General features: G+C 73.0%; 9 protein-coding genes, 2 tRNA genes and 1 pseudogene. All 12 read left to right on the forward strand.

The features are described from left to right. Nucleotides 1-25: 25 nt before the first annotated feature. Nucleotides 26-1711 (forward strand): LCP family protein, encoded by a 1686-nt coding sequence (locus ACIQWR_RS06175; protein WP_404005447.1) that lies wholly within the window; start codon nucleotides 26-28, stop codon nucleotides 1709-1711. Between the two features lie 131 nt (nucleotides 1712-1842). Continuing rightward, nucleotides 1843-2289 carry a ribosome silencing factor gene (gene rsfS / locus ACIQWR_RS06180; RefSeq protein WP_404005449.1) on the forward strand — a complete coding sequence of 149 codons (447 nt, stop codon included), beginning with the start codon at nucleotides 1843-1845 and terminating at the stop codon, nucleotides 2287-2289. A 95-nt stretch (nucleotides 2290-2384) separates the two neighbouring features. Further along, nucleotides 2385-3005, forward strand: a complete 621-nt coding sequence (locus tag ACIQWR_RS06185; RefSeq protein WP_399267165.1) for a histidine phosphatase family protein — start codon at nucleotides 2385-2387, stop codon at nucleotides 3003-3005. A 122-nt stretch (nucleotides 3006-3127) separates the two neighbouring features. Beyond that, nucleotides 3128-3200 (forward strand) — tRNA-Ala (locus tag ACIQWR_RS06190). 133 nt (nucleotides 3201-3333) lie between these two features. Then, complete coding sequence (locus ACIQWR_RS06195; RefSeq protein WP_008738908.1) at nucleotides 3334-3567, forward strand: hypothetical protein; 234 nt, start codon at nucleotides 3334-3336, stop codon at nucleotides 3565-3567. Nucleotides 3568-3767: 200 nt separating this feature from the next. Then, nucleotides 3768-3840, forward strand: a tRNA-Ala gene (locus ACIQWR_RS06200). 257 nt (nucleotides 3841-4097) lie between these two features. Next, nucleotides 4098-6968, forward strand: a complete 2871-nt coding sequence (gene leuS / locus ACIQWR_RS06205) for a leucine--tRNA ligase (RefSeq protein ID WP_404005451.1) — start codon at nucleotides 4098-4100, stop codon at nucleotides 6966-6968. 134 nt (nucleotides 6969-7102) lie between these two features. Then, complete coding sequence (locus ACIQWR_RS06210; RefSeq protein WP_404005453.1) at nucleotides 7103-7819, forward strand: hypothetical protein; 717 nt, start codon at nucleotides 7103-7105, stop codon at nucleotides 7817-7819. A 688-nt stretch (nucleotides 7820-8507) separates the two neighbouring features. Beyond that, nucleotides 8508-9353 (forward strand): DegV family protein, encoded by an 846-nt coding sequence (locus ACIQWR_RS06215; protein WP_404005455.1) that lies wholly within the window; start codon nucleotides 8508-8510, stop codon nucleotides 9351-9353. A 101-nt stretch (nucleotides 9354-9454) separates the two neighbouring features. Then, complete coding sequence (locus tag ACIQWR_RS06220) at nucleotides 9455-10459, forward strand: helix-hairpin-helix domain-containing protein (RefSeq protein WP_404005457.1); 1005 nt, start codon at nucleotides 9455-9457, stop codon at nucleotides 10457-10459. Continuing rightward, a pseudogene (locus tag ACIQWR_RS06225) lies at nucleotides 10456-12840 on the forward strand (ComEC/Rec2 family competence protein); the annotation flags it as partial. The gene ACIQWR_RS06220 and the pseudogene ACIQWR_RS06225, both read left to right, overlap by 4 nt. A gap of 148 nt (nucleotides 12841-12988) precedes the next feature. After that, nucleotides 12989-13873: a YceI family protein gene (locus tag ACIQWR_RS06230; RefSeq protein ID WP_404005459.1), complete on the forward strand. Its 885-nt coding sequence runs from the start codon at nucleotides 12989-12991 to the stop codon at nucleotides 13871-13873. The last annotated feature ends 9 nt before the right edge of the window (nucleotides 13874-13882 follow it).

Genomic DNA, 13882 nt, shown 5'->3' on the forward strand with positions numbered 1-13882 from the left:
CGCTTCCGCAGAGAGGGGCCCCGCGGTGAACGACCGACAGGAGCCGTACGACCGGGCCGATTCGTACGCAGCCCAGGAGCAGCAACTCCTCGGCTATGACGCGTACGGGCAGCCGGTGTACGGCCCGGTGCCCGCTCAGCAGCCCGCGTACGACCAGCAGCAGTACCAGCAGCCGGTCCAGCAGTACGACTACCAGGGCTACGACCAGCAGCAACAGGCACAGCAACAGCAGCAGCAGCAGTACTACTACCCGCAGCAGCAACCGCCACAGCAGCAGGCGCAGCAGCAACAGCAGCCCCAGGCGCAACCGCAGGCGCAGCAGACCCAGCGCTGGATCCCGCAGCAGGGCTCCCCGGAGCAGCCTCAGGCCCCCGAGCCGGCGGCCGCGCCCGCGCCGGTGTCCGCGCAGGTCCCCGAGCCGCGGCGGGCCGAGGTCGACGCCGACGGCTACCAGACGGCGCAGTTCGCCTTCATCGACCAGCCGGACGAGGAGTCCGAGGACGTCATCGACTGGCTCAAGTTCACCGAGAGCCGGACCGAACGCCGCGAGGAGGCCCGCCGCCGGGGCAAGAACCGGGTGGTCGCGCTGATCGTCGTACTCGCCCTGTTCGTCGTCGGCGGCCTCGGCTACCTCTGGTACGCGGACAAGCTGCCCTTCCTCGACGGGCCGCAGAAGGCGAAGGGCGCCGCTGCCGACGCCACCGGGCCGCAGAAGCGCGACATGATCGTCGTCCACCTGCACAACACCAAGCGGGGCGGCACCTCCACGGCCCTGCTCGTCGACAACGTCACCACCAAGCAGGGCGCCACCGTCCTGCTCCCCAACACCCTCACCGTGCCCAAGGAGGACGGCACCTCCACGGCCCTGTCCAAGTCCGTGGAGGAGGACGGTCTCGGCGGCACCCGCGACGCCCTCGACACCATGCTCGGCACCCGCATCGGCGGCACCTGGCGCCTCGACACCCCGTTCCTGGAACGGCTCGTCGAGCTGGTCAGCGGCATCGAGGTGGACACCGACGTCGCCGTCCCCGCCGACGACAAGGCCAAGACCCCCGCCGTCGCCCAGGGCCAGAAGCAGAGCCTGAGCGGCCCCATGGCCGTCGCCTACGCCACCTACCAGGCACAGGGCGAACCGGAGGCCAAGCAGCTGGAGCGCTTCGGCAGGGTCCTCTACGGCGTGCTGCGCAAGATGCCCGGCGACCCCGCGGCGGCCACGGTGACGGTGGAGACGCTCGCCCAGATCCTGGACCCCTCGCTGAACGAGAAGGCCCTCGGCAGCTCGCTGGCCAAGCTCGCCGAGCACGCCAAGGTCGGGGCCTACCGCACCGACGTGCTCCCGGTGAAGGCCGACGGGGCCCTGACCGAGGACGCCAACAAGAAGGTCATCAAGGAGGTCCTCGGCGGCACCCTGACGGCCCCGAAGCCCGGCGCGGCCCTGCGGGTGGGCCTGCGGGACGCCACCGGCACCGAGAAGACCCAGCTCGCGGCCAAGGCGGCGCTGCTCAACGGCGGCTACGGCTTCGTGGACGGCGGGAAGGCCCCGGCGACCCAGAGCACCTCGCAGATCACCTACCAGGACGACGCGCAGCGGGCGAAGGCGGTCGACGTGGCCAAGACGCTGGGACTGCCGGAAACGGTGGTCAAGAAGGCCGAGAACGCGGTGAACGCGGACGTCGTCGTCACCCTGGGCAAGGACTACAAGGCGCCCTGAGCGTCCTTGATCACCTCGGGGGCACCCCCTCTGACCAGCATTTCCGCCCGCGCCACGGCTTTGGCGCGGGCGGTGTCGGCGGTACATGAGACCCTTGTAAGGATCTGCCCGCCGACCCGAAAGCATGGCCAGTGACCGCCACGGACCGCTCCATCGAGCTCATCACCGCCGCCGCCCAGGCCGCGGCCGACCGGCTCGCGCACGACATCATCGCGTACGACGTCAGCGATGTGCTGTCGATCACCGACGCCTTCCTCCTCGCTTCGGCGCCCAACGACCGCCAGGTCAAGTCGATCGTCGACGAGATCGAGGAGAAGCTCCAGAAGGAGCTGGGCGCCAAGCCGGTGCGCCGCGAGGGCGACCGCGACGCCCGCTGGATCCTGCTCGACTACATCGACATCGTCGTCCACGTGCAGCACAGCGAGGAGCGAGTCTTCTACGCGCTGGAGCGCCTGTGGAAGGACTGCCCCGAGATCGACCTGCCCGAGGACGCCAAGCTCACCAAGGGCAAGGCCGAGGAGCACGCCGCTCTGCGCGCGAACATGAGCGACGACGAACTGGACGGTGATCTGTTCTGAGCGCGATCGACACTGGCGCGGGCGCCAGCACCAGCACCAGCGCCAGTAGTGGCAGTGGCAGTGGCGGCGGCAGCGAGAAGAGCGCGGGCCGCAAGATCGTCCTGTGGCGTCACGGCCAGACCGCCTGGAACCTGGAGCGCCGCTTCCAGGGCTCCACGGACATCGAGCTGACCGAGGCCGGGGTGGCGCAGGCGCGCCGCGCCGCCCGGCTGCTCGCCTCGCTGAAGCCGGAGGCCATCGTCGCCTCCGACCTCAAGCGGGCCGCCGCGACCGCCGCCGAGCTGGCCGCGATCACGGGCCTGTCCGTCGAGCACGACGAAGCGCTGCGCGAGACGTACGCGGGCGAATGGCAGGGCCTGACCCACGAGGAGATCCTCGGGAAGTACGGCGAGCAGTACGCGGCGTGGAAGCGCGGCGAGCCCGTCCGACGGGGCGGTGGCGAGCTGGAGACCGAGGTAGCGGACCGTTCGGCTCCGGTGGTGCTGGGGCACGTGGACCGGCTCTCCGAGGGCGGCACGCTGGTCGTGGTCAGCCACGGCGGAACCATCCGCACCACCATCGGCCGCCTCCTCGGTCTGGAGTCGCACTACTGGGAGGGCCTCGGCGGGCTCTCCAACTGCTGCTGGTCCGTGCTCGGTGAGGGCGCTCGGGGCTGGCGGCTGCTGGAGCACAACGCCGGCACGCTGCCGGAACCGGTGCTCGGCGACGACGTCTGACGCCGTCCGACGGTGTCCCGACGGCCCTCCGGCCCGGATTTCACTTTCCGGCGGGTCGCAGGCTAGAGTTCTTCTTGTTCGCAGCGCAGAACACCGGAGACGGGGGGAGCGCGGCGGAGAGCGGGGCTATAGCTCAGTTGGTAGAGCGCCTGCATGGCATGCAGGAGGTCTGGAGTTCAATTCTCCATAGCTCCACAATCAGGATCCCGTCCCCAACAGGGGGCGGGATCCTTGCTTTTGTCCAGGCTGCCCCGCCCGTCACCGGCATGACAGAATCGGACGGCCGGAGGGGAGATGGCGGCCCCTGGCGGGAGGGAGTCGCTGACGGATGGGTGCACACCGGCGCCGGTGCGACTGGTGCAACAACGGCACGCCGATCGTGCGGGACATGGACCCGGTCAATCCCGACTACCAGTACTGGTGCGAGGAATGCGCGCGGGCGCTGATCATAAAAGGCGACCCGATCGAGACGTACCGGGAACTCGAGGGAGAGCCGATCTACGGCCGACTGCTCGACGAGCACTGCACGCTCAAGCGGTTCTACCAGTTCGCCAGGGCGTGACCCGGGGCCCGATCGCGGTCCCCGGAAACGGCCCCGGAAACGGCCCCGGGAGGTGCCCCGGACCCGGCCCCGGCCGGGCGGACCGGGCGGCTCCGAGGCCTGGTGGAAACCGATTTTTGGACCAGGGCCATCACCGTGTAATGTTTGGGACGTCGCCAAGGGAAACCGCGAGGAACACCGAGGCGGCGGGCAGTACGCAAGGGGCTATAGCTCAGTTGGTAGAGCGCCTGCATGGCATGCAGGAGGTCTGGAGTTCAATTCTCCATAGCTCCACAGTGAAGAAGAGCGGGCCACCCGGATCGGGTGGCCCGCTCTTCGTCGTGTCCGCGCCGCGGTACGGCCGAGCGGGCGTCGGGGCCCCTGCGGTACCCTGGCGCCATGCGTGCCGTACGCCTCCTGCTTACCGAGCCGCGCTGAACAGCGCCGACCGCGAGACGGTCGGCATCGGCGCGGCGCCCCCTCCTGTGCGAGGGGTTTTTTCGTTTGGTCAGGCAGAGACGGCAGAGACGATCGATGGAGCTTCAGGAATCATGAGCGAGACGAACACCACGGCCCCCGAGGCGGTCGAGACGCACCGCTACACGGCTGCCATGGCCGCCGACATCGAGGCACGCTGGCAGGACGTATGGGACGCGGAGGGGACCTACGAGGCCCCCAACCCGACGGGTGACCTGGCCGGGGACGCGGCCGTGGTCGCACGCCCCAAGAAGTTCATCATGGACATGTTCCCGTACCCCTCCGGCGCGGGCCTGCACGTCGGCCACCCGCTGGGGTACATCGCGACCGACGTCTTCGCCCGCCACCAGCGGATGACCGGCCACAACGTCCTGCACACCCTGGGCTTCGACGCCTTCGGCCTGCCGGCCGAGCAGTACGCCGTGCAGACCGGCACGCACCCGCGCGTGTCCACCGAGGCGAACATCGAGAACATGAAGGTCCAGCTGCGCCGGCTGGGCCTGGGCCACGACAAGCGCCGGTCCTTCGCGACGATCGACCCGGACTACTACAAGTGGACCCAGTGGATCTTCCTGCAGATCTACAACTCCTGGTACGACACCGAGGCGAACAAGGCCCGCCCGGTCGCCGAGCTGATCGCCGCCTTCGAGGACGGCTCCCGTGAGGTCCCGGGAGGCCGCCCCTGGGCCGCGCTGACCGCCGGCGAGCGCGCCGACGTACTGAACGAGTACCGGCTGGCGTACGCCTCGGACGCGCCCGTGAACTGGTGCCCGGGCCTGGGCACCGTGCTGGCCAACGAGGAGGTCACCGCCGACGGCCGCTCCGAGCGCGGCAACTTCCCCGTCTTCAAGGCCCGGCTGAGCCAGTGGAACATGCGGATCACCGCCTACGCGGACCGCCTGCTGGACGACCTGGACGCGCTGGACTGGCCCGAGGCCATCAAGCTGCAGCAGCGCAACTGGATCGGGCGCAGCGAAGGCGCGCGGGTCGACTTCGCCGTCGGCGACGCCGCGATCACCGTCTTCACCACCCGTCCGGACACCCTGTTCGGCGCCACGTACATGGTGCTGGCGCCCGAGCACGAGCTGGTCGAGAAGATCACCCCGGCCGCCTGGCCCGAGGGCACGCACGAGGTCTGGACCGGCGGGCACGCCACTCCGGCCGACGCCGTCGCCGCCTACCGCAAGCAGGCCGCGTCCAAGTCGGACGTCGAGCGCCAGGCCGACGCCAAGGTGAAGACCGGCGTCTTCACCGGTGCGTACGCGGTCAACCCGGTCAGCGGCGAGCAGGTCCCGGTCTTCATCGCCGACTACGTCCTGATGGGCTACGGCACCGGCGCGATCATGGCAGTCCCGGCGCACGACACCCGTGACTTCGCCTTCGCGCGCGCCTTCGAGCTGCCGATGCGCTGCGTGGTGCAGCCTTCGGACGGCCGTGGCACCGACCCGGCCGAGTGGGACGACGCGTTCGCCTCCTACGACGCCGCCCTGGTGAACTCGACGGGCGAGGGCCTGTCCCTGGACGGCCTGGGCGTCGTCGACGCCAAGGCGAAGATCACCGACTGGCTGGCCGAGCGCGGCATCGGCGAGGGCACGATCAACTTCCGGCTGCGCGACTGGCTGTTCAGCCGCCAGCGCTACTGGGGCGAGCCCTTCCCGATCGTCTACGACGAGGACGGCGTCGCGCACGCGCTGCCCGAGTCGATGCTGCCGCTGGAACTGCCCGAGGTCGAGGACTACTCCCCGCGCACCTTCGAGGCGGACGACGCCACCAGCAAGCCGGAGACCCCGCTGTCGCGCAAGGCGGACTGGGTCCATGTCGAGCTGGACCTGGGCCGGGGCGAGGGCGTCCGGCGCTACCGCCGCGAGACCAACACCATGCCGAACTGGGCCGGTTCCTGCTGGTACGAGCTGCGCTACCTGGACCCGAACAACTCCGAGGCGCTGGTCGACCCGACCGTCGAGCAGTACTGGATGGGTCCGCGCGAGGGTCAGCCGCACGGCGGCGTCGACCTGTACGTGGGCGGCGCCGAGCACGCGGTGCTGCACCTGCTGTACGCGCGCTTCTGGTCGAAGGTGCTGTTCGACCTGGGCCACGTGTCCTCGGTCGAGCCCTTCCACAAGCTGTACAACCAGGGCATGATCCAGGCGTTCGTCTACCGTGACGCGCGCGGTTTCCCGGTCTCGGCCACCGACGTCGAGGAGCGCGACGGCAAGTTCTTCTTCGAGGGCGAGCCGGTCAAGCGCGAGCTGGGCAAGATGGGCAAGTCCCTGAAGAACGCCGTCACCCCGGACGAGATCTGCGAGGAGTACGGCGCGGACACGCTGCGCCTGTACGAGATGGCGATGGGCCCGCTGGACGTCTCGCGCCCGTGGGACACGCGCGCCGTCGTCGGCCAGTACCGGCTGCTGCAGCGCCTGTGGCGCAACATCGTGGACGAGGACTCGGGCGCGGTGACCGTGGTCGACGCCGAGCCGGCCGAGGACACGCTGCGCGTGCTGCACAAGGCGATCGACGGCGCGGGCGCCGACCTGGCCGCGCTGCGGTTCAACACGGCGATCGCGAAGATCACCGAGCTGAACAACGCCCTGACCAAGGCCGGCCGGCCGCTGGAGCGCTCGGTGGCCGAGCGGCTGGTGCTGCTGGTCGCGCCGCTGGCCCCGCACATCGCGGAGGAGCTGTGGAACCGGCTGGGCCACGCAGACTCGGTGGTCCACCAGGACTTCCCCGTCGCGGACCCGGCGTACGTCGTCGACGAGAGCGTGACCTGCGTGGTCCAGGTCAAGGGCAAGGTCAAGGCCCGTCTGGAGGTGCCGCCGACGATCTCGGACGCGGACCTGGAGCAGCTGGCGGTGACCGACCCGGGCGTGGTCGAGGCGCTGGGCGGGGCCGAGATCCGCAAGGTCATCGTGCGCGCGCCGAAGCTGGTGAACATCGTCATCTGATCGCTCTGGGCGCACGCGGTCTAGGGGTCATCCCGTACGGGCAGGTTGGGGGTTCGATTGGAACCCCTGGCCTGCCCGCGGCGTTTACGGTGGGAGGGCGAGGAAAGCCATTCGGTCCAGGGAAAGGGAGCCTCATGGAGGCCGCGTTGATCATCATGGCCCTGATGGTGCTGTTCACCTTCTTGGGACTGGGCGTGTGGGTCACCGTGAAGGTCGTCGGGGCGGCGAAGCGCGGCGTCGACCGCACGATCACGCAGGCGCGCCGGACCGTCGAGGACACCAGCTTGAAGGCGCGGAGCTTCGGCCAGGTCGGCGTGGTCGGGGCGCTCGCCCAGATACGGCTGGACCTGCGGATGTCGATGAGGTCCACGCAGCAGGCGCTGTACCAGGGCGTGCAGACGGACGCCTCGCTGAGGGAATCGATCGGCCTCTTCGAGCGGCTGAGCGCCCACGGACACGAGCTGGACGACGAGCTGAAGCACCTGGAGCAGGAGCCGGACAAGAAGCGGATCGCCGACCGCCTGCCGGAGCTGCGGGAGCGCGCCGACCGCGTCGTCCAGGCCTCGGACTCGCTGCGCTGGGCCGCGCGCGACCGGGCCCGCAAGTTCGCCGAGGACGACCTGAGCGTGCTGTCGGCGCAGATCGAGGTCGAGTCGGGGGCGCTGCGGGACTGGTCCCGCGAGTCGGTGGACGACCTGGCGGGATGGCCGGCCGAGCCGACCGCCGCGCCCGCGCCTCCCGGCCCGGAGCGGGGGCAGGCCCCGGCGGCCGCCCTGCCGAAGCCTCCGGAGCGGACCGGCTACCCGTGGGAGAAGACCGCCCGCCCCGTCCGACCCGAAACGACCACCTGAGTGCGGGTCAAGCCGGCCCGCCCGGCGCTCGGGGCCGGCTGGAAGTGCCCCTGCCGCTGTGGACGGCGCCCCGGCCAGAAGTAGCCTGCCCGGTGTTCGAGGGCGCGCCGTAGGCGTTCGTGTCATGGCGGGCGGCGCCCCGGCCAGAGCCAGCCTGCCCGGCGTTCGAGGGCGCGCCGGAGATGCTCGCGCGACGGCCGGGCGGTGCCTGGGCCGAGGTGAGCCTGCCCGGCGTTCGAGGGCCCGCCGGGGGCATCCGTGTCACGGCGGGCGGTGCCTCTCGGTCAGGGTCGGCCTGGCCGGTGCTCGGGGGCGTGCTGGCGGCCTTCCGGTACGGCGGGGGTACTTGCCCGAGCCGGCCTGCCCGGCGATTGAGGGCGCGCCGCAGTGTTCGTACCACGGCGGGCGGCGCCTGGGCCGAAGTCAGCCCGCCCGGCGATTGAGGGCCCGCCGGAGGCTTCAAGCCGCCGCGGGCAGCAACTCGACTCCACACGTCGGGTACGGGCCCGGGGCCCGGCCGCTCGGCCGCGGCCGGTGTTTCGGTGCGGCGCGGGGCGGGCAGGTCCCGCTGGGCGCCCACCGCACGGCCCCGGCCACGGCCCCGGCACCGGCCCCGCAACCCCGACCGGCCAGGTCACCCGCCGGACCGGGCTGCCGGACTCCGCCCGCTGCCGGTACCCTCCGGCTCATGTCCCGCCATGTCGCGATCATCACCGATTCCACGGCCTACCTGCCCCAACAGGCGATGGCGCGGCACGGAATCACCGCCGTGCCACTGACCGTGGTCCTCGGTGACGAGGCCCTCGAAGAGGGCACGGAAATCTCCGCCCGCAGCCTCGCCGCGGCCCTCCAGAAGCGCCGCCCGGTCACCACCTCCCGGCCCAGCCCGGAGGAGTTCGTCAGGGCCTACCAGGCGGCGGCCGACGCCGGTGCGAGCGGCATCGTCAGCCTGCACCTCTCCGCCGAGTTCTCCGGGACCTACGACGCCGCCGTGGTGGCGGCGCGGACCGCCCCCGTGCCCGTCCGCGTGGTCGACACCGGCATGGTCGCCATGGCCCTCGGCTTCTGCGCCCTTGCCGCCGCCGAGGTCGCCGACGCCTCCGGCTCCCTCGACGAGATGGTGGCCGCGGCCGAGAAGCGGGCGGCGGGCATGTCCGCGTACTTCTACGTCGACACCCTCGACTACCTGCGTCGCGGCGGCCGCATCGGCGCGGCCCAGGCCCTGCTGGGTTCGGCGCTCGCCGTCAAACCGCTGCTCACGCTGGAGGGCGGGCGCATCGAGATGCTGGAGAAGGTGCGCACGGCGTCCAAGGCCATCGCCCGCCTGGAAGAACTGGCGGTGGAACGCGCCGGATCGGGTGCCGTGGACGTGGCCGTGCACCATCTCGCGGCCCCGGAGCGCGCCCAGAAACTGGCGGAACGTCTCCGCGAGCGCATTCCGGGCCTGGTGGAACTGCACGTCAGCGAGGTCGGCGCGGTGATCGGGGCGCACACCGGGCCGGGGCTGCTGGCGGCGGTCGTCTCGCCGCGCTGACGTCCCTCGCAGGAGTGGCGGAGTTATCCACAACGGAGGCTCTGTCCACCGGAATCGGGGCCTCCGAACGCGGCGGTGGATTCGTCCCTACCGTCGTCGGCATGACTCTTCGCACGCGTACGTCACCGTCCTCCGGAGCCACCAGTGGTCCGGGCCGCTCCTACGCCTCCGACGGCCGCACCCGCCGCCGTGTCGGCCGCCGCACACCCGTCCCGCCGTCCCCCGCCCTGCGGCGCCGTGCGCAGGCCCTGCTGGACGCCGGCGCCGCCCGCGGGGCCCCGCCGGACGTCCCGCCGGGTGTCCCGAGGGACGGCCCGCCGGGCGCCCCGGCCGTGTCCGGGGCCGTTCCCGCTCCCGTCGGGAGCGGGTGGGCGCTCGCGGTGCGGGAGCGGATCCCGGTGTGGGTGCAGACGCGCTGCGGGTGGGAACCGAAGACGCTGGGGGCCGTCGCGGTGGTGCTGGTCGTCGCGGTGGGGTTCGCCGGGCAGCATTACTGGTCGGCGCGGCCGCAGTCGGTGACGGCACCCGCCGTCTCGGCTCCACCGCTTGCCCCGGCCGGGGCCGTCGCCGTCCCGTTCGCCGCCGCCTCCACAAGCCCGGCCCGGGCTCCGGCGGTGCCGTTCGTGGTTCCGCCGTCCGCGTCCGCCGCGGCGCCCGCCGCCGGTGCCCGGATCGTCGTCGATGTCAGCGGCAAGGTCCGGGAGCCGGGGATCCGGCGGCTGCCCGCCGGGTCGCGGGTCGAGGACGCACTGGCCGCCGCCGGGGGCGTGCAGCCGGGCACGGACACCTCAGGATTGAACCGGGCCCGGATCCTGCTGGACGGCGAACAGGTGCTCGTCGGCGTCCCGGCGCAGCCCGCGCAGGGCGGTCCCGGTCCGGGTGGTCCCGCGCCGGGCGGTCCCGGTCAGGGTCCCGGCCCGGTGAGCCTCGCCACCGCCACGGTCGAACAGCTGGACGGACTGCCCGGCGTCGGCCCCGTGCTCGCCCGGCACATCGTCGACTACCGCACCGCGCGCGGGGGTTTCCGCTCCGTGGAGGAACTGCGCCAGGTCAACGGCATCGGCGACCGGCGCTTCGCCGACCTGCGCGTCCTGGTCCGGCCGTGAACCGGCCGACCGGACCCCCGGGCCCGGTGGACCTGCGGCTCGCGGTGCCCGCCCTCGCCGCCTGGGCGGCGGCCGCGCTCGCCCTCGACGCGCCGCCCGTGCGGACGGCCGTCGGGGCGGGGCTCGCGGCGGCGGGCGCGGGCGTGCTCGTGCGGGTGGCGCGGCGCCGTCACGAGCGCCGGTGGGCGCTCGGGACCACGGTGGCGGCCGTCCTGCTCTGCGCCGCGGCCGGAGCCGCGGTGGCCGGTCTGGAGCGGGCCGGGGCCCGCTCCGGTCCGGTGGCCGGGCTCGCCCGGCAGCAGGCCGTGGTCACCGCGGAGCTGACGATCGGATCGGACCCTCGGCGGGCCCGGACCGGCGCCGGGCCGCCGGTGCTGCTCATGGACGCCGAGGTGACCCGGGTGACGGGACCGGACGGGAGGCGGGCGCGGGTGACCACTCCCGTGCTGGTGATGGCGGGGCACCCCGAGTGGGCCCGGCTGCTGCCCTCGACCCGGGTGCGGACCACGGCCCGGCTGGCTCCGGCCCGCGCCGGGGAGCGGGCGGTGGCCCTGCTGCGGCCGGCCGGGAACGCCCCGCCCGCGGTCATCGCCGGCCCGGACCTCGCGCAGCGCGTCGCGGGGCGGTTGCGGGCCGGTCTGCGCGCGGCCACCGACGGCCTCGCGCCCGACGCCCGGGCCCTGCTGCCGGGGCTGGTGGTCGGGGACACCGCCCGGGTGCCGGCCGATCTGCACGATGCCTTCCGCGCCACCGACCTGCTGCACCTGCTCGCGGTGTCCGGGTCCAACCTCACCGTGGTCCTGTTCCTGCTGATCGGCCCGGCGGGCAGCGCGCAGTCCGCCGAGCGGCGCGGTCTGGCGCCCCGGCTCGGGCTCTCGCTGCGGGGGGCGGCCCTCGGCGGGGCGGCCCTGACCCTGGCCTTCGTGGTGGTCTGCCGGCCGGAGCCGAGCGTGCTGCGGGCCGCCGCCTGCGGGGCGGTCACCCTGCTGGCCCTCGCCACCGGGCGGCGCCGGTCCCTGATCCCCGCCCTGGCCGCGGCCGTCGTGCTGCTCGTGCTCTACGACCCGTGGCTCGCGCGGAGCTACGGCTTCCTGCTCTCGGTCCTGGCCACCGGGGCCCTGCTGACCCTGGCGCCCCGTTGGAGCGAAGCCCTACGGCGCCGGGGGGTGCCGTTCCGGCTCGCCGAGGCGCTGGGCGCCGCCGCGGCCGCGCAGGCGGTGTGTTCGCCGGTGGTGGCCGTGCTCGCGGCCCGGGTGAGCCTGGTGGCGGTGCCGTGCAACCTGCTCGCCGAGCTCGCGGCCGGCCCCGCCACGGTCCTGGGCTTCGCCGCGCTCGGCGCCGCACCGGTGTGGATGGACGGTGCGCGGGTGATCGCCTGGTGCGCCGGGGTGCCCGCCGGGTGGATCGCCTCCGTGGCCAGGACGGGGGCGGGGCTGCCGGGGGCGGAGCTGTCCTGGCCCGGCGGGATCGGCGGGGGCGTGCTGCTGGCGGTGGTCACCCTGGGCGTCGTGGGGCTGGCGGCACGGCTGGGCCGCTATCGCTGGGCCTGTGCGGCGACGGCCCTGCTCCTGCTCCTCGCCCTGCTGCGGCCCCCACAGCTGACCCGAACCCTGACCGGCTGGCCACCGCCCGGGTGGCGCTACGTGCAGTGCGCGGTGGGCCAGGGGGACGCGGGCGTGCTGTCCGCGGGACCGGGGACGGCCGTGGTCGTGGACACCGGCCCGGAGCCCGGCCCGGTGGACGCGTGTCTGCGGGCCCTGGGGGTGCGGCGGGTGCCGCTGTTGCTCCTGACACATTTCCACGCGGACCACGTGGGCGGGCTGGCCGGAGTGCTGCGCGGACGGGCGGTCGGAGTGATCCAGGCCACCACGCTGGCCGAACCGCCGGGCCAGGTCGAGTTCGTCCGGCGGACCGCGGCGGCCGCGGGCATCGCGGTGGAGGCGGCCCGGGCGGGGGAGCGGCGCCGGATCGGCCCGTTGTCCTGGGAGGTGCTGTGGCCGCCCGCCGGGCCGGGGGCGGGGCCACCGCCCGACGGCCCCAACGACGCCAGCGTGACCCTCCTGGTCGAAAGCGCCGGGCTGCGGCTGCTCCTGCTCGGAGACCTCGAACCGGCCGCCCAACGGCAATTGCTGAGGGAGCGTCCGCTGCTGGGGCCCGTGGACGTGCTCAAGGTCGCCCACCACGGCTCCGCGCACCAGGACCCCGCGCTACAGGCGAGGATCGCCGCACGCATCGCGATCGTTCCGGTCGGAGCCGGGAACCGCTACGGTCACCCGGCGGCGGACACGCTCGCGCGCCTGCGGGCGGCGGGTGCGGTCGTACTGCGCACCGATACCGACGGTTCGGTGGCGATCACCGGAGCGGGCCCGGGGCTACGGGCATTTCCGGCCGGTCGACGGCGCGGGCGGCGCGGGCATACCGGGTGTGACCGTTCTGTTTGCCCCCAACCCAGCAGCATGATCGAATGCGTTTTCGCCAGAACGATTCAAGACCACTCAAGTCCACACAGCGCACGGGGGTGCATCGACCATGTTCAGTCGCCGACGGGGTATGGAGACGGGCGCGGGTTCCGGCCCACCCGGATCCGCGACGCTGACGCTGCCGCCGATGGCGGGTCTGCTCAGCTGCCGGGTCCTCGACACCGTTCACCAGCCGGTCCGGCAGGCCCGGTTCGAGGTCACCGATCCGATCGGCCGACGGATCGTCAGCGGGGAGACCGACCCCTACGGCGGGTTCATCGCAGCGGTCCCGGAGGGGGAGTACCGGCTGGCCGTCACGGCCGAGGGGTACGCGCCGTACCACGGGGCGACGATCGTCGAGGAAGGCGCTCCGCAGCAGGGCCCCGCGGAGATCGTGCTCGACTCCATCGAGCCGCCGTTGCTGCCGCAGCCCGGGCACTGGGAGTTGGACCCCGCGCACTCCTCCATCGGCTTCACGGCCCGCCACATCGGCCTGGCCCGTATCCACGGCCGGTTCAACACCTTCGCCGGTGCGGTGCGGATAGCCGACCGCATGGAGGACTCCTCCATGCACGTGATCATGGACACGGCGAGCATCGACACCGGGGTCCGGCTGCGCGACGACCACCTGCGCTCGGCGGACTTCCTGGACGCGCAGCGCCACCCGACGGTGGAGTTCTACAGCGAGCGCTTCATCCACCGCAGCGGCACCCGCTGGGCCGTGGCCGGAGCCCTCACCCTGCACGGCGTCAGCCGCTCCGTCACCCTGGACGCCCAGTACCTGGGGGTGGGCACCGGCCTGGAGGGGGAGACCCGGGCCGCGTGCCGGGCCACGGTCGAGCTGCACCGCGAGGACTTCACCCTGAACTGGCAGTCGATGCTGGCACACGGCATCGCGGCGATCGGCATGAGCGTCGAGGTCAAACTCGACGTCCAGATCGTCCACAAGGCCTAGCCACAGGTC

Source organism: Streptomyces sp. NPDC098789, from assembly GCF_044759975.1.
Classification (GTDB): Bacteria; Actinomycetota; Actinomycetes; order Streptomycetales; family Streptomycetaceae; genus Streptomyces.